The following is a 21,989-nucleotide window of genomic DNA, read 5'->3' on the forward strand; positions in this document are numbered from 1 at the left end:
GCCGGGCCGGCCGCAGGACCCCGGGCATAGCGTCTGACCTGCGGCGACACGGGTCCGGGGGCGGCGTGGCATCCGAACTACCCGCGGCTCGCGCACGCCGCCCGCCCGGTCACGCCGCCCCGCCCGGTCACGGCGTCGCCCGCGCCGCCGCGGGCGCCGGCACCGGTGGGGTCGCCGGGGTCGCCGTCGCCGCCGGAGCCGGCAGGTGGCGCAGCCGTTCGGAGGCGAGACAGGCGCGGGTCAGGATGGTGCGTACCTCGTCGGCGGCGCTGCCGCTGCACCGGGCGATGTAGAAGATCACGACGTTGATGGCGGCCACGGAGCCGGCGTAGATGTAGACGTCCTTCGCGGTGTCCGCGTAGATCGACAGCCCGATGCCCCAGCAGGCGACGGCGTAGAAGCCGGCCGTCAGCGTCCAGCTGTAGAGCGCGTCGAGGCCCGCGATCCGGCCCTGCGGCACCGTGCCCAGTTGCCTCCCGCGGGCCTCGGCGATGGCGGCGCGGGCGAAGACCAGGCAGGCGGCGTTGCACAGCGCGGTGGAGAGGATGCCGATCGCCGTGCAGATCGGCCACCAGTCGCGGTGGAACAGCGTGGTCGACAGCACCAGCACCGCGGGGATGAGGGTGAACAGCCGCATCGCGACCTCGGCCAGCACGGCCCGCCGGCTCAGCCTCCCCTGCTGCCGGCCGGCGACGAGCGGGGTGAGGCCCGCGAAGAGGTTCTGGTAGTACCGGGCACCGGCCAGCAGGAAGCTCATGGCGACCATGCGCACGGGTGCGTTGGCGGAGTGGTCGGGGATGGTGTAGCCGTCCAGCCGCAGCGCGTCGAGCAGCGGAAGCTCCTCCTCGCCCGCGCTGTTGGTGCGCTGCAGCAGGGTGACGTAGGTGTTGCCCCAGCTCCAGTTGAGGTCGCGCAGCCAGTACGTGATGACGATGCTGGCCGCGACGTACCAGGCCGCGGCCGACAGCCAGGAGAAGAACAGCAGCCATCGCACGTGCATGCCGCGGTGCGGGTCGCTGTAGAGCGACTGGCTGCGCCGGATCCGCCACATCTGGAGCTGCTGCCTCGGCGCCCCGGCGAGCGGCGTGTACAGGCGGACGAAGCGGGTGCCGGCGCTCTGCGCACGGGTCGCCTCGACGGCCGCCAGCTCCTCTTCGTAGAAGTGCAGCAACTGCGGGTAGAGCCGCTCCCCCGGCGTGGGCCGGAACAGCAGCAGCCGGTTCTCGGGGACGCGGTCGGTGAGGTCCTCGATGAAGCGGGCCAGCAGCGGCGTCTCGGCGTAGAAGGCGTCGGGTACGGTCACGGCGCGGGCGCCGGCCGCGGCCGTCTCGCGGTGCCCGCCGCCGATGGCGATGAGGAGTTGCCCGACGGAGTACAGGTCGGCCTGCCGGGGGTCGACCACCATGGTCTCGCTGCGCACCTCGGGCGCGACGAACGCCGCGTCCGGGCCGCCGGAGCCGGGGACCGCGTGGGAGTACAGGTAGTTGACGCCGAGGTCGATGAGGACGAAGCGGCGGTCTCCGGCACCCGTACCGCTGCCCGGTCCGGAACCGGAGCCGCTGAGGATGACGTTGGACGGGGAGAGGTCACCGTGCCGCAGGCCGCACCGGTCGAGCTCGTCCAGCACGCCCAGCAGCCGGGGCCCGAGGTCGCGCAGCAGATCGAGCCGGATGCGCGGGCTGTCCGGCTGGTGGCTCAGGTACTCCGCCAGCGTCTCGCCCGGCACGAAGTCCATCAGGATCCACCGCCCGCTGCTCGCCCAGGCGCGCGCCAGCGGCAGCGCCTCGGTCGCCGCCTCCTCTCCGGCACGGACGTCGCCGTAGGCGGAGCGGTAGTCGCGGGTGGCCCGGACGATGGTCGGCACCCGCAGGTACGGGAAGACGATGCACTTGAGCGCGAACGGGATGCGCCGGCCGTGCGCCTGGCGCAGCGGGAGGCCGGTCAGGATGAACGACGTCGTGCCGTGGCGGTGGAAGCGCAGCGTGTCGAAGTCGACCTCGCTCCAGGCGTCGAGGGTCGCGGCGTCCTCGTCCGCGCTGCCCTCCACGTCGGGTAGGGGGGTCCCGGGCGCGTACAGCGTGCGTATCGCCTCCCGTACGGCCGGGTCCGCCACCGCCGGCGCGCACAGGGCCTCGCAGTCGTGCGGCGTCCGCTCACCCTGGTCGTAGCGGCGCTGGTAGGAGTGGGACAGCGACACCAGCGTGAGGAGGAGCAGGCCGAGATATCCGCCGACCGAACGGAACTCGCTGCGAAACTGCTCCGGTCGGGAGGCGAATTCCGTACGCCAGCGCGTCACCTGTTCGATGACGGTTTCCCACGACAGCTCGAACTCACCGCTAAAGCTGTGCGCCTCGAACGGCAGGCCGAAAAGGACCCTGGCCCAGTCCTCCCGGCCCCACGCACTTAACTCGTTCTCTTCCCGGGTCGCCGCCCCGGCGCCGCCCTGTGCGGGCGAAGGCGGGGATAAGGCGCGGATGATCGCGCGGAGATTACGCGCGCTGCCGGTTGTTGGCATCGTCCTTCGTCACGATGGTCAGTTGGGGTACGGCACGAATACGGCCGTTCTTTATCAGCTCGGGGTCTTTGCCCTCGACGGCGCAGAACATCACCTCGTACCCGCCGCGGGCGCCGCTGAGGATCCGGCCGGGATCCAGCTCGTGCCGCTTGACCTGCGGCATCCACGACATGGGCGCGAGGTCGAGCACGTACGGGGCGTCGCCCGGCTCCGTCATCCGCCGCTGCAGCGTGACGCGCTCGTCCCGGTAGCGGACGATCGCCTCGCCGTAGCCCCGGCCGAGGCCGTCGCGGATGCGGTCGAGATGGCGGATCGCCCAGCGCTGCGAGACCGAGAGCTTCTGCGAGGGCGGCTGGATGGGGCGGGTGCTCAGGGAGAGCACGTGCGTGCAGCCGTCCTCCAGCGCCAGCTTGTACGGGTGCGGGGTGAGGACGCCGCCGTCGACCGCCCGGTCACCGCGGAAGTCGGCCGTGCCGCGCAGCGCGACCGGGAGCCAGGCGCTGGCGACCAGGGCGGCGCGCAGGTCCGCGCGCGAGGTGAAGTCGTTGACGGCGGCGGTGCGGATCTCGTCGACGAGGGTGACGGCGACGTGGAGCCTGGTCGGGGAGGCGATGACCTTCTCGTACCCCAGGGGCTTGACGTTGTCGACGACCTCGAACGCGTAGTCCAGGTCCATGATGCGGCCGCGCAGCACGCGCCGGAAGTCGACGAACGTCCGGGTGGCGAGGTCGTCGTAGTAGATCGAAAGCGGATACCAGGTCTCGCCGTTGAGGAAGTACGCGCTGTTGATGGCACCGGAAGATGCGGAGTATATGGTGTCGAACGCCTGATTGAGCCCGCAGTCCTCCAGGGCGCAGAGCATCGCGGCCGAGACCACGCCCCGGATGCCGCCCCCCTCGACGGCCAGCCCGATCTTGAGGTCGTCCACGGGCTTGTCGTGCGTGTGTCCCTTTTCCCGGCGATGCCGTAAGGCGGTCAGCACAGGATGGTCCGCGTGCCACGGCATGGCACTACTCATGAGTCATGTCCTCCCTGGGGATCCGAGATTGTCATGCCCGGCAAGTGGCGTCAATTCCCGGAGAGTTCACGGAGACGTACCGTCTTATGCCGTCTCTCCGGGGCGGCCGGGGGCGGCGCGCGGCGCCGAAGAAAACGCCCCCGACCCGCGGCATGGCAGGTCGGGGGCGTCGAAGTCCGCCCGGCTCAGTCGAGGTAGTCGCGCAGCACCTGCGAGCGCGACGGGTGCCGCAGCTTCGACATGGTCTTCGACTCGATCTGGCGGATGCGCTCGCGTGTGACGCCGTACACCTTGCCGATCTCGTCCAGGGTCTTGGGCTGCCCGTCGGTGAGCCCGAAGCGCATGGAGACCACGCCCGCCTCGCGCTCGGAGAGCGTGTCGAGGACGGAGTGCAACTGCTCCTGCAGCAGGGTGAAGCTGACCGCGTCGGCCGGGACGACCGCCTCGGAGTCCTCGATGAGGTCGCCGAACTCGCTGTCGCCGTCCTCGCCCAGCGGGGTGTGCAGGGAGATGGGCTCGCGGCCGTACTTCTGGACCTCGATGACCTTCTCCGGGGTCATGTCCAGCTCCTTGGCCAGCTCCTCCGGGGTGGGCTCGCGGCCCAGGTCCTGGAGCATCTGGCGCTGCACCCGGGCCAGCTTGTTGATGACCTCGACCATGTGCACCGGGATGCGGATGGTGCGGGCCTGGTCGGCCATCGCGCGGGTGATCGCCTGCCGGATCCACCAGGTGGCGTACGTGGAGAACTTGTAGCCCTTGGTGTAGTCGAACTTCTCGACGGCGCGGATCAGACCGAGGTTGCCCTCCTGGATGAGGTCCAGGAAGAGCATGCCGCGGCCCGTGTAGCGCTTGGCGAGGGAGACCACGAGGCGGAGGTTGGCCTCCAGCAGGTGGTTCTTGGCGCGGCGGCCGTCCTCGGCGATGATCTCCAGCTCGCGGCGGAGCTTGGGTGCCAGCTTGTCGGCGGCGGCGAGCTTGTCCTCGGCGAAGAGACCGGCCTCGATGCGCTTGGCGAGCTCCACCTCCTGCTCGGCGTTGAGCAGGGGGACCTTGCCGATCTGCTTCAGGTAGTCCTTGACCGGGTCGGCGGTGGCGCCGGCCGCGGCGACCTGCTGGGCGGGGGCGTCGTCCTCGTCCTCGTCGGAGAGCACGAAGCCCTCCGCCTCGGCCTCGGCGGGCGGCTGCTCGTCCTTCTCCGGCGGGCCGTCGTCCGGGCCGGCGGGGCCGGACTCGCCGTCCTTCGCCGCGGTCTTCTTGGCGGCCGCCTTCTTGGCGGGGGCCTTCTTGGCCGCGGTCTTCTTGGCGGCCGTCTTCTTGGCGGTGGTCTTCTTGGCGGCGGCCTTCTTCTCCGGCTCGTCCGCCGGGTCGCCCAGGCCCGCGGGCACCGGATCGTCCATGGGGGCCTCCTGGACCGCGTGCGCCGTGGCCGTGGCCGTCGGCTTCTTCGTCGCGGTCTTGGCGGGGACGGCTTGCTTGGCGACCGCCTTGGTGGCGGTCCGTTTCGCCGGGGTCTTCGCCGGCACGCTCTTGCGGGTGCGCTTGGGCGCCTCTGCGGCACTGACCATCAGTGTCACACCCTCCTCTTCGAGGATCTGATTGAGGCTGCGCAGGACGCTCTTCCACTGGGTGGGCGGAATCTGGTCAACCTCGAAGGCACGACGCACGTCATCACCGGCGATCTGCCCTTCGGCCTTCCCCCGCTCGATGAGTGCCATCACGGACTCAGCTTCGGCGATCTCCGGCGGGAGCGTACGGGATGTGCTGGCCGACACGAACAACCTCTCGAAACGATGGGAACGACCGGTGGCGGGGATGGACCACCGGCGTAGAGGCGGTACCGCGACACGTGCGCCACCACCTCTTAGGTCATCGCGCCTTCCCGCACAGCGTTACGCCCAATCCACGTGGCCCAGGTCACAATCTACCGCCACCTGCCCGGCGGCACGAAGGCCGCCCGGCAGGTACCCGCCCCTCCGGACGCCCGGAGGGCGCATGGGCGCCAGGGCGGAGCACGCCGTACGCCTGCTGTCCGGCGGTCGTGCGCCGGGGTGCGCGGGGCGCACGGGGCCGGTGGGGCAGGGTGCCGCCGGCGGGGCGCCCAGGCGGGTGAATCGAGGGGGCCGGGGTCTCCGGGAGGGCGTCCGGGTGGTGTCCGGGGGATTTCCGAGGGACCTCCGAGGACCTTCGACGGGTGGTCCGTCCGTGCAGGGCCGGAGCGTCACGGTACGTGCCGGGGCGGCTGCCCGGCGCGTACGCCCGGGTCGTCCCGGCCCGTCCCGGGCCCGCCCGGCGGTCGGCCGGGCCGGCCCGGGGCCGGCGGAGCACGGCGCCGCCGTCCCCGGGCGGGGCCGGCGGCGGTGTCGGTGCCGTACCGGCGGGACGCGCGGGGCCGGGCCTCGTGCCCGTGCCCCGCGTCAGTGCTCGCGGGGCGCCGGCACGACGCGGTCGCTCGCGCCGATCTCGGTGTGCACGCCGAGCAACTGCCGCATGGCCGCCTCGGCGGCCGCGCCGTCGCCGCTGCCCAGCGCCTCCACGATGTGCACGTGGTGGGTGACGGAGGTCTCGCTCGGGCGGTCGCAGCCGCCGGCGGGGCCGCCGGAGACCTGCAGCGCGGCCGTGACCACGCCGGCCAGGTGCTCCAGCATCCGGTTTCCCGCGACCTGCAGCACCAGCGCGTGGAACTCGGCGTCGGCGCGGGCGAACGTGACCGTGTCGCCCTGCACCAGCGCGTGGCTCATGATCTCGGCCATGTCGGTCAGCCGCTGCTGGACGGCGCCGCGGCCGTGTCCGGCCGCGAGCCTGGCGGCCAGCGGCTCGATCGTCCAGCGCAGCTCGCACAGCTCCCGGCGCTGGTCCTCGCGCTGCGGGCCGAAGGCCCGCCACTCGATGATGTCCGGGTCGAGGAGGTTCCAGTCGCTGACCGGGCGGACCCGGGTGCCGACGTTGGGGCGGGCGCTGACGAGGCCCTTGGCCTCCAGCACGCGCAGGGACTCGCGCACCACGGTGCGGGAGACCTCGAAGCGCTGCCCGATCTCCTCGGGCACGAGCGGACGGTCGGCGCCCAGATCGCCGGAGACGATCATCTGGCCGAGCTGTTGGACGAGTTGGCCGTGGAGGCCACGGCCCCGGCTGGTGGCCGCGCGGCGGCCGACGCGGCCGATCTCCGGCTCCCCGGCCTCCCACGCGGGCGGCGCCGGGGCGGGCGGCGGGGTGGCGGGGCCGGGGGCGGCCGGGGGGACGGGAGCGGCGGGGGCGGCGGCCGCGGGGCCGTCCGCGTACGGGTAGCGGTCCAGATCCCCGTGGCCGGCGAAGCCGGAGTCGGAGGAACGGGCCGTCATCATGGTCTGCGCAAGGGTACTCACGAAACCTTTGTCGGCGGACGTCCCGGCCGCCTTGAGGGCTTTGGTGAAAAGCACACGAAAGGGTGATCGCCCAGCGTCCCTTCATTGACGCCCGGCCGCCATCAAAACGGTGGGAAACCGGCTAATCACCAGGCAAGTTGAAAACCCTCCGTACGAAACTCGGACACCCGCTCCGCTCCAGCACGCGCCCCCGGGAACGGGCACGGCCCGCGGTCAGGACGTACGCGCCGAGGAGGGCGCCGAGCGACAACACGAGTGCGTGCCCGAAGGGTTGGGCGGGCACGGCGAACACGCCGCCGAGGTCCGGTCCGCCGCCCGGCCGCGGGATGTGCAGCACGCGCATGAGCTGCAGCGGGAGTTCTCCGAGGCGGCGCACGGCGCCGGTGCCGGCGAGCGCGTGGATGCCCGGGGCGACGGCGACGGGCACGGTGAGGACGGCGGCCAGCCCCAGCGACGCCGACGTGAACAGCCCGGCGGCCAGCACCCCGGTCCACGCGCAGCCCACCGTCACGCCGGCCCAGCTCAGCAGTTGCGGGCCGCCGTCCGCGGGCATGTCCACGACGTCGCCGAAGAGCACGAGCAGCGCGGTGGCGTCGGCGAGCAGCACCGCGACGAAGAGCAGCAGCGCCACGCCCGTACTCACGGCGAGCTTGGCGAAGAGCAGGCCGAGGCGGCGCGGCGCGGCGCCGACGGCCGGGGTGAGCGAGGGGAAGCTGAACTCCTGGCCGAAGGCGTGCGCGCCGAGCAGCCCGGCGCCGATCGCGGCGGGCGGCAGCGGGAGGACCGGCGCCCAGCCGGTGAGCATGCGGACGGCGGAGGCGTCGGAGACGGCGGAGCCGCCCGCGGAGTGCGCGAGGAGGGCGGCGCCGGCGACGGAGGCGGCGAGGGTACCGGCGGCGGCGACGCGGGGCAGGCGGGAGCCGGAGGCGGCGCGGCGCAGCTCGTAGCGCAGGGGGTGGGCGGGGCCGGACAGCCAGCGGTGGCGGAGCGGGCCGGCGAGGGGAGCGTCGTCGGGTGCGCTGTCGGGTGCGTCGTCCGGGCCGGCGAGGGGGGCGGGGATGAGGGTCCCGGCGGGCGGGGTGTCGCCGGCGTTCGCGGGCTCGGCGCCGGGGCCGGCTCCGGAGCCGGTGCCGGTGCCGGGTTCCAGGGTTGCCGTGGCGGTACGGGCGTTCGCGGGGGCGGTGCGGACGGCGGCACCGGTGGTGGCGGCGGCTGGGGCGGCGGTGGCGGGGGTGGCCGTGAGGACGGACTCGTTTGAGGAGTCGGTGAGTTGGTGGAGCAGGATGCCGTTGCGGTAGGCGAGCTCGCCGACGGCCGCGCTGTCGGTCCCGTAGACGGCCAGGGCGCCGCCGTCGCGGCGTACCACCTCGATGCGCCGTTCCGGCGTGCTCGCCTGCCGTGTCAGATAGCTGGCGAACCGCTCGGACTGCGGCGTCCTGATGATGACGCAGGGGCGCAGCCGCAGCCGGGCGAACTCGTCGGCCTCCTCGTCGGCGACGAGCCGGCCGGCGCGCAGCGTCAGCACCCGGTCGGCGAAGCGGGCGGCGACGCGCGGCTGGGCGGTGGCGAGCACGACGCAGACGCCGGCGGCGGCCAGTTCGCGCAGCAGCGCGTAGTAGAACGCGGCCTCGCGGCGCGGCAGATCGCGGACGGGGTCGTCGAGCAGGAGGGAGTGCGGCTGGCCGAGGAGCGCGGTGGCGAGTCCGAGCCGGCGGTCCATGCTGAGGGACAGGGCGTCGAGCCGGTCGTCGGCGAGCGCGTCGAGGCCGACGTGCGTGAGCAGGGCGTCGGCGCGGGCCGCGGGAACGCCCACGGCCGCGGCGAGCATGCGCAGGTGGGCGAGCACGGTGCGGGCGGGGTGGCCGGAGACATCGCCGAGCACGGCGCCGACCTCGCGGGCGGGGGCGGGCAGCCGGCTCAGCGGGCGGCCGTCGTAGAGCGCGATGCCGCGCCCGCCGTCCAACTGGAGCATGAGGCGCAGCGCGGCGGTCTTGCCCGCACCGGGCTCGCCGAGCAGCGCGGTGACGGTGCCCGCGTCGGCCTCGAACGTGAGGTCGCGCACGGCCGGCGGACGGCCGCCGCGGGGCCTGCTCGTGAGTCCGATGGCCTGGATCACCGCGCCTCCCAAAATCGGTTGATATCCGACATATAGGGATGATTGCGCAGAGGGCGCGCCGGGAGGGGGATTTCACGCCGGGGCGCGGTGCGGCGTCACGGATGTGTGCTCGTACGACTCGTATGCCCGGAAGGCACAACCCGGAGGCGGGAAGGCCCGGAGGTCAGACCTCGGGGCGCAGCATCGGCGGATTGAGGATCGTGGCGCCGCCGGCCTGGAAGAGCTGCGCGGGACGGCCGCCCTGGCGGGTGGTGGTGCCGCCGGTGGGCAGCAGGAAGCCGGGGGTGCCGGTGACCTTGCGGTGGAAGTTGCGCGGGTCCAGGGCGACGCCCCACACCGCCTCGTACACCCGGCGCAGCTCCCCGACCGTGAACTCCTGCGGACAGAACGCCGTGGCCAGCGACGAGTACTCGATCTTCGACCGGGCCCGCTCCACGCCGTCGGCCAGGATCCGGCGGTGGTCGAAGGCCAGCGGCGGGTGCTCCTCGTCGTCGGACGGACCGACGAGGCTCCCGACCGGAGCCCAGCGCGCGCCGCCGACGTCACCGCCGGGGCGCGGCGCGGGCAGGTCCGGGGCCAGCACGAGGTGGGCGACGCTCACCACGCGCATCCGCGGGTCGCGCTTGGGATCGCCGTAGGTGGCGAGCTGTTCGAGGTGGGCGGCGTGCGCGGGAGTGTCCTCCTCCACCGGGCCGTGGGCGTGCAGGCCGGTCTCCTCCGCGAGTTCGCGGGCCGCCGCCTCGGCCAGGTCCTCTTCCTCGCGTACGAAGCCGCCGGGCAGCGCCCACCGGCCCTGAAAGGGGGCCTCGCCGCGGCGGACGATCAGGGCGCTCAGGGCGTGCCGGCGCACGGTGAGCACGACCAGGTCGACGGTGACGGCGAACGGCGGGTACGCCGACGGCTCGTAGGGGGGCATGGCGGGGATCTTAGTCGTCTGCCTGACGATAATCAGGACTTCGTGCGGAGAGGGGCCGGAGGGCCCGGGGACGGGGTTTCAGGAGCCGAGTCGAGGGCCGGGGTGGCCTCTTCGACGACGGCGAGACCGGGCCGGCCGACCCCTGCGGCGAGGGACTCGCCGGCCGGCCGCCGCCGTCGGAACGCCCACCGGCCCCTCCGGCTCGCGCCGCCGGCGGGCCGGCCGACCCACACCGCCCCTCTCACGCCGTTCTCATGCCGTTGCCGTCATCGCTCCTCCTTGCTCCGCACGTCGCGGCGCCGGGCGGTGCGACGCGACGTGCGGCGGCCGGGCGGGCGGCGGGAGCCGCGGGTCGACGGCCGGGCGGGCGGCAGGCACAGCGGTCGCGCCCGTGCCCCGGACTCCGCCGCCGGGGACGGCAGGGACCGCGGCTCCGCCGACGCCGGCGAGGCGGCATCCTGGGCGCGGCGCTGACGGCGCAGGGACCGCCGCAGCGGCTCCGGGTCCAGCCCCTCGTTGACCGCCTGGTGGAGGAGCCGCGCGAACAGGTACTCCGGGTCGGACTCCAGGGCGCGGCCGAACGCGACCCGGGCCGCCGCCTCGTCGCCGCTCGACCAGGCCACCCAGCCGGCGAGCGTCAGCGGCGCCGCGGCGTGCTCCACATACGCTCCGACGCAGCGGCGGGCCAGCGCCCGCCACAGCCGCAGCGCGCCCGTCGCCTCCGTGTCCTCCATCCGCTCGGCGGCGCGGTCGCGGGTGAGCCGGTCCTGCAGCCCGACGATGAGGGCCGCGCACTCGTCGTCGGTGAGCAGCGCGTCGTCTCGCGCGTCGGTGTCCGCCGCCGCCTCCCCCGCGGGCGGCGGAGCCCCGGTGAGCCGGGCGATGAGCCGGTCGGTCAGCGCCAGGGTCGCCTCGCGCACGGTGTCGCGGCCGGCGTGCTCCAGGATGCGCGGCACGAGCGAGCCGCCGGCCGCGTCGAGCGCCCGCGTCTGCCGGTCCACGTCCGGGTGCCGGGGCGCGAGCCTGCTCTCCAGCGCACGCAGGGACCCGGGCCGCTGCACCCCCGCGTATGCCGCCGCGGCGGCCATGGCGGAGCTGCCGGGTGCGACCAGCTCCGTGCCCTCCGGGGGGCAGCAGCGCTCGTCCGGGCAGAGGTAGGACCAGAAGCGCCCGGCGGAGATGCACAACGCCTCCACGACCGGCACCTCGAGCCGTCCGCAGGCCACGCGGAGTCCCTGGGCGAGCGACCGCAGCCGCTCCATCACCTCCCGCGGCTGCTCACCCGCGCCGGGGTCCTGGCAGAGGAAGACGACGATGCCGTCCGGCTTGTCGCCCCGCTTCGCGCTGCCCTCCACGAGGCACTCCGCGAGCTGCGCGGCCACGTCCGGCCAGCCGTCGCGGTCCGGCGGGATGCCGAGCCGAAGGCGCCCGCCGAAGCGCCCCCGCTCGCCGTGCAGCGCGGCGAGGACGACGCTGTCGTCCGGGTGGAAGCCCATCAGGTACGGCAGCGCGTCCGCCAGCTCCGCCGGGCTGCGCAGCACGACCTGCGTTTCGTTGTGCGATGTCATGGCAGGAGGGTTTCGTGTCTCCGCGGGATCCGCGACCCCTGTGGATAACCCCTGACCGGGCCATGCCATAAACCCCGAACCCGGGAAATCCAGCCAATCCGGGAGTTGACCGGATCGGTCCGGGCGTGTCGCCGCGGCCGGCTTCTACGGTGACGCGAGGCAGGCGACGTCCGCCGACACGAAGGGGCAACGCGCATGGCACCGGACGCGCACGACAGCGACAGCGGTCTCACTCCCCCGTCACCCGAAGAGGTCGGTTCGGCCTACGACCGGTTCGGCCCGTTGTACGACCTGACTCAGGGCACCTCCGCGATCCACGTGGGCCGCTGGTCGGCCGACGGCACGGGCCTTCCCGCGACGACGCTCGGCGAGCTGGCCGACCGGGCCATGGACCGGCAGACGGACTACTACATCGCCGCCCTGGCGCCGGGCTCGACCGACCACGTGCTCGACGTCGGCAGCGGCACCGGCGGTCCCGCCGTGCGGCTGGCCGAGCGCACCGGCGCGCGGGTCACGGGCATCACCGTCAGCGAGACGCAGGTCGCCCGCTCCCGGGAGCGGGCCGCCGCGGCGTCGCTCACCGACCGCGTGTCGTTCACGCTCGCCGACGCGCTGGAACTCCCCTACGAGGACGAGTCGTTCGACGCGGCCTGGGCCATCGACTCCTTCGCCCACATCGCCGACCGGCTGCGCGGACTGCGTCAGGTGTGGCGCGTGCTGCCGCGCGGCGGGCGGTTTCTGATGACGGAGTTCACCCGCCGCGGCGACCCGCCGCGCGCGCAGTTGGAGACGTTCCGGGAGGTGTGGACGTCGCCGCCGCCGCTGCCGCTGGCGGAGGGGCTGCGGCTCGCGTACGAGGCGGGCTTCGAGCTCGTACGGCTGGAGAACCAGACGCACGATGTCATCATGAACGGCGAGGTCATGACCGTTCTCTACCGGGACCATCACGACGAGATCCTGGAGCGCTACGGGCCCGAGACGACCGCGGCGATGGACGCGTCGATCCCGCTGTTCCGCGCGTTCGTCCGCGACCACCTCGGCTACTTCGTCTACCTGCTGCGCAAGCCGTAGGGCGCCGCGCGGCCCGGACGGCCGCTCGCACCCCCTCAGCCGCCGGCCGCGAGGACCAGCGGCAGCACTCCCTCGGCGCCCGCCCGGCGCAGCAGGCGGGCGGCGACGGCGAGGGTCCAGCCCGAGTCGGTGTAGTCGTCGACCAGCAGCACCGGGCCCGGGGTGCCCGCCAGGGCGGCGGCGAGGTCGTCGGAGACGACGAGGGCGCCGGTCAGCGTGGCGAGCCGCTGCGCGGAGTTGCTGCGGCGCACCGGAGGGCCGCCGTCCGGGCCCGCGTACGACAACGCGCCGAGGTACGGCAGGCGGCCGACGGTCGCGATGCCCCGGGCGAGCGAGCCGACCAGCAGCGGCCGGGCCGCGGACGGCACGGCGACGACGCCCGCCGGCCGCGCCGTGGCCTCCGCCCCGCCCGACGCCCAGCCGCCCGGGGAGCGCGCCCAGTCGGCGAGGACGCCGACCGCGGCCCCCAGCACGTCGTCCGGCACGGGCGCGTCGGGCGTGTGCAGCGCGAGCAGCGGCCGCAGCCTGTTGCCCCACCCGATGTCGGAGAGGCGTCCCAGGGCGCGGCCGGTGGCGCACTGCTCGCCGGCCGGGATACGGCCCTTGAGGTCGATGCCCAGCGCGGCCATGCCGGTCGGCCACATGCGGCGCGGCTCGACCTCGGTCCCGGGCCGGTCCAGCTCCTTCTCCGCCCCCGTCAGCGCTTCCGCCGAGACGCCCGCGTCGATCCACGCGCCGGCGCAGTTGTCGCAGCGCCCGCACGGGGCCGCCCCCTCGTCGTCCAACTGCCCGCGCAGGAACTCCATGCGGCAGCCCGCCGTGCTCACGTAGTCGCGCATGGCCTGCTGTTCCGCGGCACGCTGGCGCGCCACCCACGCGTACCGCTCGGTGTCGTACTCCCAGTCGCGGCCGGTGGCCGTCCAGCCGCCCTTGACCCGCCGGACCGCCCCGTCGACGTCGAGCACCTTCAGCATCGTCTCCAGCCGCGTGCGCCTGAGGTCGACGGCCGCCTCCAGGGCCGGGACGGACAGCGGGCGCCCGGCGTCCGCGAGCGCGGCGAGGGTCTGGCGGACCTGCGCTTCCGGCGGGAAGGCGGTGTCGGCGAAGTAGCGCCAGATGGCCTCGTCCTCCCGGCCCGGGAGCAGCAGTACGTCGGCGTGGTCGACGCCGCGGCCGGCGCGGCCCACCTGCTGGTAGTACGCGATCGGCGAGGACGGCGAGCCGAGGTGGACGACGAAACCCAGGTCCGGCTTGTCGAAGCCCATGCCCAGCGCGGACGTCGCGACCAGCGCCTTGACCCGGTTCGCCAGCAGGTCCTCCTCCGCCTGCAGCCGGTCGGCGTTCTCCGTACGGCCCGTGTACGAGGCCACGGGGAAGCCGCGCTGCCGCAGGAAGGCGGCGGCCTCCTCGGCGGCGGCGACGGTCAGGGCGTAGACGATCCCGGAGCCCGGCAGCTCGCCCAGGTGCTCGGCGAGCCAGGCCAGGCGGTGCGCCGCGTCGGGCAGCCGGACCACGCCGAGCCGCAGGCTCTCGCGGTCCAGCGGGCCGCGCAGCACCAGGGCCTCGCCGCCGCCGGTGCCGAGCTGCTCGGCGACGTCGGCGGTCACGCGCGCGTTCGCGGTCGCGGTGGTCGCCAGCACCGGCACGCCTTCGGGCAGGTCGGCGAGCATGGCGCGCAGCCGCCGGTAGTCGGGGCGGAAGTCGTGGCCCCAGTCGGAGATGCAGTGCGCCTCGTCGACGACGAGCAGGCCGGTCGTGGCGGCCAGCTCGGGCAGCAGCCGGTCGCGGAAGTCCACGGAGTTCAGCCGCTCGGGGCTGACGAGGAGCACGTCGGTCTCCCCGCGCTCGACCTCCTCGTGGATGGCGCCCCACTCCTCGGGGTTGGCCGAGTTGATCGTACGGGCCCGGATGCCGGCCCGCGCCGCGGCCTCGACCTGGTTGCGCATGAGCGCCAGCAGCGGCGACACGATCACCGTCGGTCCCGCGCCGCGGCGCCGCAGCAGCGCCGTGGCCACGAAGTACACCGCCGACTTGCCCCAGCCGGTGCGCTGCACCACCAGCGCGCGGCGGCGCTCGCGCACCAGGGCCGCCACGGCCTGCCACTGGTCCTCCCGCAGCCGGGCCGGGCCGCCGGGGTCGCCGACGAGCCCGGCGAGAACGGCGTCGGCTTCGGCGCGCAGCTCCTGATCGTCCATGCCCCCATGCAACCCGATGGCACTGACAGTCAGCCACCTCACGCACGGTGACCGCTGCCGGCGCATGGCCGGACGCGGCGGACAGCGGCGGGACACGGGCCCCGCGGCGGCCGGAACGCGGCCCGAAGGCCCCGTACCGCGGCGGCCTGCGGCCGAGAACAGCGATCTGTCGACAATGCCGCATTGCCGCAGGCCAGTTCGGCGGGGAGAATTGAGCTTCGCTCCCAGCGCCGGCCCGGTCCCCCGGGCTGCTCGACGCTGCGCGCTCACGCCCGTTCGCCCCCGCCGTACGTTCCGTAAGCCCCCAGCCCCGGGAGGGCCCTTGGTCTTCGGCCCCGCCACCGGCGACACCGGCCCGTCCGGCCGCATCCTCGAACCCGCCGAGTGGGCGGCGGCCGGCATCCCCCTCCTGCGCAACCCCCGCGAGATCGTCACCGGCCTGCACGCCCGCCACCGGCCGCCCCCGCAGACGGCGGTGGTCGCCGTGGTGGGTCCCGACGAGCGGCTGCTGGCGAGCGCGTCGCTGGCGCGCCGCGAGGCGGGCCGCCCGGAGGCCGCCGCGGACGGCTGGGACCTGCGCAACGCGCTGCTGGCCCGGCTCCGCCGGGTCATCCCGCACGACCTGCGCCGCCGCTTTCCGGTCCGTACGGCCGTGCTGCTCTACTGCCGCGCCGGGGACGCGGGCTGGACGGAGGAGGACGGGGCGTGGATGTGGGGGCTGCGGGACGCCTGCACCCTGCACGGACTGCGCTGCGGCGCGTACATCACGCTCACCGGCGGCGGCTGGCAGGTGCTCGGCGAGGGCCGCGGCGGCCGGCGGCCGTACGCGGACGGGCCGGCGGCGGACGCGGAGATCGCCGCGGACGTGCCCGCGGCGCAGATCGGTACGGACCCGGGACCGCGGGCGCTGCAACCGCCTGAGGCGGCACCGCGGCAGGCGGACGGGGAGCCGGGCGTTTCGTGGGCCGTCTGAGCCGCCCGCGCCGCACCCGCGGGCGCGGCGCGGTCCTCAGGCCGAGACGCCCAGGACGCCGTTGATGTAGTCCGCGTCCCCGCAGAGGATCAGCAGCGCCGCCGCGCGCGTCATCGCCGCCGGCAGCGCCTCGGCCGTCGCCCGGTCGCCACCGCCGTTGACGGCGACGACGACCACCGGCCGCCGGGCCAGCCGCTCCGCGGCAGCGGCGGCGGCGTAGAAGACGTCGTCGCCGGCGGCTTCCTGCGCCCAGTAGCCGTCCTCGCCGAACGACAACTCGTGCGCCGCCCACGGGTGCGGCTCGCCGGTGGTGAGGACCAGGATCTCGGCCGGCGCGCGGCCGGACTCCAGCAGCAGGTCGACGGCTTCGTCGGCGGCGTCGACGGCGCCGTCGGGCGTCGCGGGGATCAGTTGGAGCTGCGGCCCGGCGGCGGGCCTGCCCTGCCCGCCGGCGGGTGCGGGACGGGCGCCGGGAGCGGTGGCGCCGGGACCGCGGCCGCCGGGGCCGGAACGGGAGCCGCCGCGCGGCCGGACTGGTCGGGGGCCTGGGATGGGACGAGGGGACGCACTGCGGCCCGGGACGCTCTCCTGAGTGGGAGAGTCCTCGGCAGGGAGAGGCATGGGCGCATGTCTATCAAACTGCCGTGACAAGCACATCAGCGGGTGGGCCACTGAAGGAGGCGCCGCGCTCGGCACGCCCCGCCCGCGGCGGGCGGCCGGCCCAACCCCCGGGCCGCGCAGGTCAGATGTCCAGCCCCAGTTGCCCGGCCGCCTCCAGCTCCGCCGCCTCGGGGGCGAGCCGGGGCCGCTTCAGGTGCTGCCACTTGGCCAGCGCGTCCATGTACGCCCACGAGACCCGGTGGTGGCCGGTGGGCCCGTACTCCCGGAGAGCATCGCGGTGCACGGGCGACGGATAGCCGGCGTTGTCGCCGAACGCGTACGGCTCGTACTCGGCCCGCTCGGCGCCCAGTTCGGCCATCCGGGCATCCCGGTGGACCTTGGCGAGCACGGACGCGGCGGCGACCGCGACGCACGACTGATCGCCCTTGATCACGGTACGGACCCGCCAGGGCGACCCGAGGTAGTCGTGCTTGCCGTCGAGGATGACCGCGTCCGGCCGTACCGGCAGCGCCTCCAGCGCCCGGCCCGCGGCCAGCCGCAGGCACGCCGTCATGCCCAGCTCGTCGATCTCCTGCGACGAGGCGTGGCCCAGCGCGTGCGCGGTGACCCACCCCGTCAGCTCGCCGGCCAGCTCCTCGCGCCGCTTGACGGTCAACAGCTTGGAGTCGGTGAGCCCTTCGGGCGCGCGGCGCAGTCCGGTGACGGCCGCGCACACGGTGAGGGGCCCGGCCCACGCACCACGGCCGACCTCGTCGACGCCCGCGACGACCTTCGCGCCCGTGGTGGCGCGGAGCGAGCGCTCGACGCGGTGGGTGGGCGGCTCGTAGGGACTCACAATTCCACCTTACGACCCGGCCACCCGGCGCCTCACGCCCACCCGCCGTGCGCCCGCGCGCCCCCCGTTCGCGCACACCCGCGAACCCGGGCTCGCGGAGCGTCAGTCGGCCTGCAGCAGCGGCACCATCACCTGATCGACCATCTCGTCCATGTCCTTCTCGCTGAGGTCCCGCCCGGTGGTCTTGTGCCGGTACATCATCATCGCCGGCAGCACGTCGAGCACCAGGTCCCCGTTGACCTCCGGCCGCACGTCCCCCCGCTCGACGCCCCGGCGCAGCAGCTCCGCGATGAGCTCCTTGCCCGGTTCGATGATCTGCCCCATGACCACCTCGTGGAACTGCTCCGCCTGCTCGCGGTCGCACTCGTCGAGCACGGCGCGCAGGGCCTGACCGCCGCTGGAGTACATCCGGTCGCGCATCGCCCGGCAGAACTCGGTGAGGTCGGCCCGCAGGCTGCCGCGGTCGGGCTGCGTCTCCATCGGCGGCACCCCGGCGCGCAGCGCGTCCTCGACCAGCGCCGACTTCGACGACCACCGCCGGTACACGGCCGCCTTCCCCGTCTGTGCGCGGGCGGCGACGCCCTCGATGGTCAGCCCCTTCCAGCCGGCGACGCCGAGCTGTTCGAGGGCGGCGTCCAGGATGGCGCGTTCGAGTACGTCACCGCGGCGGCGCACGCCGCCGCCCTGGCCCTGGCTGGTTTCGGTGCACGCTCCGGGAGCGGTCCGGCGCGAACTACCCATATCGGTCTCTCCGTCGGCGGTCATAGAGAACGCTTGCGTTCCCTCTCGGGGACGCCTACGCTCACTCCATCAGTGAACGCTACCGTTCACTATTTCACATGTATGGGGAACATGGTGACAACCTCTCAACTGGCTAACAAGCGGGAGGCGGGCAAGGCTCCCCGTGGTGACCAGCGCAACATGGCGCTCGTCATCATCGCGGCCTGTCAACTGATGGTCGTGCTCGACGCGACGATCGTGAACATCGCCCTCCCGCACATCCAGAACGACCTGGACTTCTCCACCACCGGACTGACCTGGGTGGTCAGCGCCTACACCCTGACCTTCGGCGGTCTGCTGCTCCTCGGCGGCCGGGCCGGGGACATCCTCGGCCGGCGCCGCGTCTTCACCTTCGGCATCGCGCTCTTCATCGTCGCCTCGCTGCTCGGCGGTTTCGCGCAGGAGCCCTGGCAGTTGCTCCTGGCCCGCGCGCTGCAGGGCGTCGGCGGTGCGATCGCCTCGCCCACCTCGCTCGCGCTCGTCACCACCACGTTCCCCGAGGGCCCGGAGCGCAACAGGGCGTTCGGGGTGTTCGCGGCGGTCTCCGCGGGCGGCGGCGCCATCGGCCTGCTGGCCGGCGGCATGCTGACCGAGTGGCTCGACTGGCGCTGGGTGCTCTTCGTCAACGTGCCCATCGGCGTGCTGATCATCGCCGCCGTCCCGTTGTACATCAACGAGTCGGAGCGGCACCCCGGACGCTTCGACATATCCGGCGCGCTGACGTCGACCGTCGGCATGGCGGCCCTCGTCTACGGATTCATCCGTGCCGCCGAGGACGGCTGGCGGGACAGCCTGACCATCGGCTCGTTCCTGGCGGCCGCGGTCCTGCTCGTGGCGTTCGTCTTCGTCGAGCGCGGCGCGAGGGACCCGATCACGCCGCTGAAGATGTTCGCCGACCGCAACCGCTCGGGCACGTACATCATCATGCTGAGCCTGTCCGCCGCCATGTTCGGTATCTTCTTCTACCTCGTGCTGTTCGTGCAGAACGTCCTCGACTACAGCCCGATCAAGGCGGGCGTGGCGTTCCTGCCGATCACCGTGGCGATCGTCGTCAGCGCGGGCCTCGCGCAGACGCTCCTGCCGAGGTTCGGGCCCAAGCCGTTCATGGTCGGCGGCTCGATCATCACCGCGGTCGGCATGGGGTGGCTGGTGTTCCTGGACACCGACAGCACGTTCCTGGGCGGGGTGCTGGGGCCCGAGGTCGTCTTCGGCTTCGGCATGGGCATGAACTTCGTGACGCTCACCATCACCGCCGTCTCCGGCGTCTCGCAGCACGAGGCGGGCGCCGCCTCCGGTCTGCTCAACGCCACCCAGCAGGTGGGCGGTTCGCTCGGCCTGTCCATCCTGACCACGGTGTTCGGGACCGCCAGCAGGGACGAGGCGGAGAAGCAGATTCCGGCGTTCATGGCGGAGGCCACGCCGGATCAGCAGGCGATCTTCGAGAAGACCGGCGAGCTGCCCCCGCCGTGGGGGCAGAAGGTGCTCGCGGAGGGCATGTCGATGGGGTTCGTCGCGGCCACGGTCATGGTGGTCCTCTCCGTGGTCGTCGCCGTGGTGGCGATCAAGGTGCGCAAGAGCGATCTCGAAGCGCTGTCCGGCACGGCGGGACCGGGCGTCGCCTGACGCGGCGCCCTCACGAGCCGGTGGCCCCGCCGGTAGCGGGGCGGGGCCACCGGGTATTCCACCTGTACGCGGCGGCAGCCGCCGCAGTGCCGCAGGCTGCGGGTGCCGAGGGTTTCGCGGCCCGGCTTCGTCAGAAGTCCGCGACCGCGGGAACCCACTCCGGCAGCGGCTCCACGTTCCGTACCCACGCCGCGGGCGGCGCCCCGGCCGCCGCGCCCGCGAGCACGCCGCCGACGATCGCGCACGTCGTGTCCACGTCCCCGCCCGCCTGCGCCGTGTCCCAGAAGGCGCCCGTGAAGTCGCCGAGGTGCCGGGCCGCCGACCAGAGGGCGAACGGCACGGTGTCGTGCGCGCTGGTGCGACGGCCGTTGCCCAGCACGGCGGCCACGGTGGCGACGTCGTCGTAGTCGAGCATGTCCCGCGCCCGTCGCAGCCCCTGGGCGACGGCGCTGCGCGGCACGAGCGCGATCACCTGGTCGAGCAGCGCGGCGCCGGCGGCCGCCCCGGGAGCGCCGCCCGCCGGGCCCGGCGTGCCGTCCGGCCGGTCGGCGGCCAGTGCAGCCGCCGCGGCGACCGCCATGCAGCCGGTGACCGCTTCGCGGTGCTGGTGGGTGACGTACGAGGAGACCTCCGCCTGCCGCACCGCCTCCTGGACGTCCTCCGCGTACCAGGCACCCAGCGGCGCCACCCGCATCGCCGCGCCGTTGCCCCACGAGCCCTGCCCGTCGAAGAGGGCGGCGGCCAGGCGGCGCCAGTCCTCGCCGTCGCGCACCTGGCGCAGGATCCGGTTCACCGCGCGCCCGTAGCCGCGGGACCCGCCGGCGTTCTGCCGGCCGGCGAACGACGCCGCCAGCGCGTCCTGTTCGACGCGGCCGTACTCGGCGAGCACCGCCACCACCGACGACGCCATCTCGGTGTCGTCGGTCCACCGCCACGGCGCGGGCGGCAGCTCGCGCCGGGCCAGGAGCGGAAAGCTGCCGGGCGCGGAGTACGCGGCGCCGAGCGCGTCGCCGACGGCCAGCCCGCGCAGGCTCGCGAGGGCGCGCGCAAGGCGCGCGTCGGGCCCGCGCGCGCCCGGGCCGTCGGGCACGATCGGACCCCGGCCCGGGCCGGCCGCCGCGGCCGTGTCCGGTGCCGGTTCCTGGGCCGTGTCCGGAGAGGGGAACGGGTCCGGCGGCGGGGCGGAAGCGGGGTCCGGTGTCATCTCGGGCACAGCGTAGCGGCCGGGCGCCCGGTCAGACGGTCCAGGACGCCTCCAGATCCACCACGTCCCCCGCCAGCGCCGCCACGTCCGCCGCGGTCTGCGCGCGCAGCGCCAGCCGCTCCACCCGCTCCACGCGGTACTTGCCGTGCTCCGCCGTCGACGACCACAGCGACAGCACCAGGAACTCCCCCTCCCCCGACTGCCCCAGCACCCCCCGCAGCATCCCCGGCGACCCCGCCATCGCCGGATTCCACACCTTCTCCTGCATCAGCGTGAAGTGCTCCACCCGCTCCTCGCGCACCCGGCAGTGCGCGAGCCGCAACACGTCGGCGCCGTCGAACTGCGGCTCGAAGCCCACCTTCACGTCCATCCGGCGCTCGAAGAGCCGCACCCGCATGTCCCGGAACGTGCCGAGCTGGGCCGCCGCGAGCCGGTCGTGGGAGCGCGCCATGAACGAGTCGTACAGTGCCCTGCTCTCCCAGAAGGCGACGAGGTGCACCACGCCTTCGCGAGCCCGGCTCCAGCCCCCGCCCTGCCCGAGAAAGCCCGGTTCACCGGGCAGCCCCGCCCACCTTCGCTGCCCCCGCTCGAAACCCCGGCGGTCCACCACGGTGCAGCGAATCCACTTGACCAGCACCGCGCCATCGTACGGCCTGGGTCAGCGGCGATCACCGGCGTGCGAGCGGCAGTTCACGCCCCCTGACCGCCGCTCACCGCCGCGACGACCTCGACCTCCAGCACCGCCCCGTCCCGGGCGAGCCGGGAGACCTCGACGGTGGTGCTGGAGGGCGGCGGGCCGGGGAAGTAACCCCGGCGTACCTCCGCATAGGCGTCGAGCCGGCTCATGTCGGTGACGAACGAGCGGATGTTCACCACGTCCGCGAAGGTGGCGCCGTGCGCGGCGAGGATCGCCTGCAGGCTCTCCATGACGTGCCGGGCCTGCGCGCGCATGTCCCCGGGGCCGACGACCCGGCCGTCGGCGTCCAGCGCGAGCTGCCCGGACAGGAACAGCAGCGCGTCGTCGCCGCCGAGGCCGAGGCGTACGACGTGGGAGAAGTGGCCGGCGGGCGGGGGGACGGCGGCGGGGTTGTCGAACATCTTCTGCAGTGTCATGAGCCCAAACGCTACGGGCCCGCCCCTTGTCCGGCCAACTCTCGTCCCGCGTGCCCGTGATGCGGAGACCGCACGCCTC

At 74.2% G+C, this 21,989-nt stretch carries 17 protein-coding genes; 3 read left to right on the forward strand and 14 right to left on the reverse strand.

Features of this window, described 5'->3' with window-relative positions; translation table 11 throughout:
* Positions 1–127 precede the first annotated feature (127 nt).
* The 7 genes from O7599_RS08910 to O7599_RS08940 all read right to left on the reverse strand — a co-directional run bounded on the left by O7599_RS08910 (position 128) and on the right by O7599_RS08940 (position 11,495).
* Positions 128–2,515, reverse strand: coding sequence for a hypothetical protein (locus O7599_RS08910; RefSeq protein WP_281621586.1), 2,388 nt, complete (start codon positions 2,513–2,515; stop codon positions 128–130).
* The gene (locus O7599_RS08915) at positions 2,490–3,533 is read right to left on the reverse strand and encodes a patatin-like phospholipase family protein (RefSeq protein ID WP_281621587.1); all 1,044 of its coding nucleotides are present in this window, start codon (positions 3,531–3,533) and stop codon (positions 2,490–2,492) included. Before O7599_RS08915 ends, O7599_RS08910 begins: the two co-directional genes overlap by 26 nt.
* A 185-nt stretch (positions 3,534–3,718) precedes the next feature.
* Positions 3,719–5,311: an RNA polymerase sigma factor gene (locus O7599_RS08920; RefSeq protein ID WP_281621588.1), complete on the reverse strand. Its 1,593-nt coding sequence runs from the start codon at positions 5,309–5,311 to the stop codon at positions 3,719–3,721.
* Positions 5,312–5,947: 636 nt separating this feature from the next.
* Positions 5,948–6,949: a FadR/GntR family transcriptional regulator gene (locus O7599_RS08925; RefSeq protein WP_281621589.1), complete on the reverse strand. Its 1,002-nt coding sequence runs from the start codon at positions 6,947–6,949 to the stop codon at positions 5,948–5,950.
* 67 nt (positions 6,950–7,016) lie between these two features.
* Entirely contained in the window at positions 7,017–9,011 is a 1,995-nt protein-coding gene (locus O7599_RS08930; protein ID WP_281621590.1) for an ABC transporter ATP-binding protein, read from the reverse strand.
* Between the two features lie 163 nt (positions 9,012–9,174).
* Positions 9,175–9,927, reverse strand: coding sequence for an NUDIX domain-containing protein (locus tag O7599_RS08935; protein ID WP_281621591.1), 753 nt, complete (start codon positions 9,925–9,927; stop codon positions 9,175–9,177).
* Positions 9,928–10,193: 266 nt separating this feature from the next.
* Positions 10,194–11,495 (reverse strand): DUF4192 domain-containing protein, encoded by a 1,302-nt coding sequence (locus O7599_RS08940; protein ID WP_281621592.1) that lies wholly within the window; start codon positions 11,493–11,495, stop codon positions 10,194–10,196.
* A 195-nt stretch (positions 11,496–11,690) separates the two neighbouring features.
* On the opposite strand from O7599_RS08940, the gene O7599_RS08945 reads away from it, so the two are divergent.
* Positions 11,691–12,566, forward strand: a complete 876-nt coding sequence (locus tag O7599_RS08945; protein ID WP_281621593.1) for a methyltransferase domain-containing protein — start codon at positions 11,691–11,693, stop codon at positions 12,564–12,566.
* 35 nt (positions 12,567–12,601) lie between these two features.
* Here the strand turns inward: O7599_RS08945 and O7599_RS08950 are convergent, their stop codons facing one another.
* Positions 12,602–14,761, reverse strand: a complete 2,160-nt coding sequence (locus O7599_RS08950) for a DEAD/DEAH box helicase (RefSeq protein WP_281621594.1) — start codon at positions 14,759–14,761, stop codon at positions 12,602–12,604.
* Positions 14,762–15,083: 322 nt separating this feature from the next.
* Here O7599_RS08950 and O7599_RS08955 point away from each other — a divergent pair, with 322 nt between their 5' ends.
* Entirely contained in the window at positions 15,084–15,734 is a 651-nt protein-coding gene (locus tag O7599_RS08955) for a hypothetical protein (RefSeq protein WP_281621595.1), read from the forward strand.
* A 36-nt stretch (positions 15,735–15,770) separates the two neighbouring features.
* Here the strand turns inward: O7599_RS08955 and O7599_RS08960 are convergent, their stop codons facing one another.
* The 3 genes from O7599_RS08960 to O7599_RS08970 all read right to left on the reverse strand — a co-directional run bounded on the left by O7599_RS08960 (position 15,771) and on the right by O7599_RS08970 (position 17,931).
* Entirely contained in the window at positions 15,771–16,355 is a 585-nt protein-coding gene (locus O7599_RS08960; RefSeq protein WP_281621596.1) for a hypothetical protein, read from the reverse strand.
* A 121-nt stretch (positions 16,356–16,476) separates the two neighbouring features.
* The gene (locus O7599_RS08965; protein WP_281621597.1) at positions 16,477–17,190 is read right to left on the reverse strand and encodes a ribonuclease HII; all 714 of its coding nucleotides are present in this window, start codon (positions 17,188–17,190) and stop codon (positions 16,477–16,479) included.
* Positions 17,191–17,292: 102 nt separating this feature from the next.
* Positions 17,293–17,931, reverse strand: a complete 639-nt coding sequence (locus O7599_RS08970; RefSeq protein WP_281621598.1) for a TetR/AcrR family transcriptional regulator — start codon at positions 17,929–17,931, stop codon at positions 17,293–17,295.
* A 114-nt stretch (positions 17,932–18,045) separates the two neighbouring features.
* Between O7599_RS08970 and O7599_RS08975 the strand changes: the two genes are divergently transcribed.
* Positions 18,046–19,593: an MFS transporter gene (locus O7599_RS08975; protein WP_281623320.1), complete on the forward strand. Its 1,548-nt coding sequence runs from the start codon at positions 18,046–18,048 to the stop codon at positions 19,591–19,593.
* A gap of 130 nt (positions 19,594–19,723) precedes the next feature.
* Here O7599_RS08975 and O7599_RS08980 read toward each other — a convergent pair whose 3' ends face one another.
* From O7599_RS08980 to O7599_RS08990, 3 genes are read right to left on the reverse strand one after another with little or no spacing between them, the layout of a single operon-like run.
* Complete coding sequence (locus O7599_RS08980) at positions 19,724–20,806, reverse strand: ADP-ribosylglycohydrolase family protein (RefSeq protein ID WP_281621599.1); 1,083 nt, start codon at positions 20,804–20,806, stop codon at positions 19,724–19,726.
* Positions 20,807–20,828: 22 nt separating this feature from the next.
* Positions 20,829–21,434, reverse strand: coding sequence for a YdbC family protein (locus tag O7599_RS08985; protein ID WP_281621600.1), 606 nt, complete (start codon positions 21,432–21,434; stop codon positions 20,829–20,831).
* A 53-nt stretch (positions 21,435–21,487) separates the two neighbouring features.
* The gene (locus O7599_RS08990; RefSeq protein ID WP_281621601.1) at positions 21,488–21,910 is read right to left on the reverse strand and encodes a RidA family protein; all 423 of its coding nucleotides are present in this window, start codon (positions 21,908–21,910) and stop codon (positions 21,488–21,490) included.
* Positions 21,911–21,989: the final 79 nt, after the last annotated feature.

The organism is Streptomyces sp. WMMC500, from assembly GCF_027497195.1.
In the GTDB taxonomy this organism is placed as follows: Bacteria; Actinomycetota; Actinomycetes; order Streptomycetales; family Streptomycetaceae; genus Streptomyces.

What these genes read in the sequence shown, in the direction of transcription:
- O7599_RS08910 (WP_281621586.1), bottom strand. Translation starts at nt 2,515, where the DNA reads ATGCCAACAACCGGCAGCGCGCGTAATCTCCGCGCGATCATCCGCGCC.
- O7599_RS08915 (WP_281621587.1), bottom strand. Translation starts at nt 3,533, where the DNA reads ATGAGTAGTGCCATGCCGTGGCACGCGGACCATCCTGTGCTGACCGCC.
- O7599_RS08935 (WP_281621591.1), bottom strand. Translation starts at nt 9,927, where the DNA reads ATGCCCCCCTACGAGCCGTCGGCGTACCCGCCGTTCGCCGTCACCGTC.
- O7599_RS08940 (WP_281621592.1), bottom strand. Translation starts at nt 11,495, where the DNA reads ATGACATCGCACAACGAAACGCAGGTCGTGCTGCGCAGCCCGGCGGAG.
- O7599_RS08945 (WP_281621593.1), top strand. Translation starts at nt 11,691, where the DNA reads ATGGCACCGGACGCGCACGACAGCGACAGCGGTCTCACTCCCCCGTCA.
- O7599_RS08950 (WP_281621594.1), bottom strand. Translation starts at nt 14,761, where the DNA reads ATGGACGATCAGGAGCTGCGCGCCGAAGCCGACGCCGTTCTCGCCGGG.
- O7599_RS08960 (WP_281621596.1), bottom strand. Translation starts at nt 16,355, where the DNA reads ATGCCTCTCCCTGCCGAGGACTCTCCCACTCAGGAGAGCGTCCCGGGC.
- O7599_RS08970 (WP_281621598.1), bottom strand. Translation starts at nt 17,931, where the DNA reads ATGGGTAGTTCGCGCCGGACCGCTCCCGGAGCGTGCACCGAAACCAGC.
- O7599_RS08990 (WP_281621601.1), bottom strand. Translation starts at nt 21,910, where the DNA reads ATGACACTGCAGAAGATGTTCGACAACCCCGCCGCCGTCCCCCCGCCC.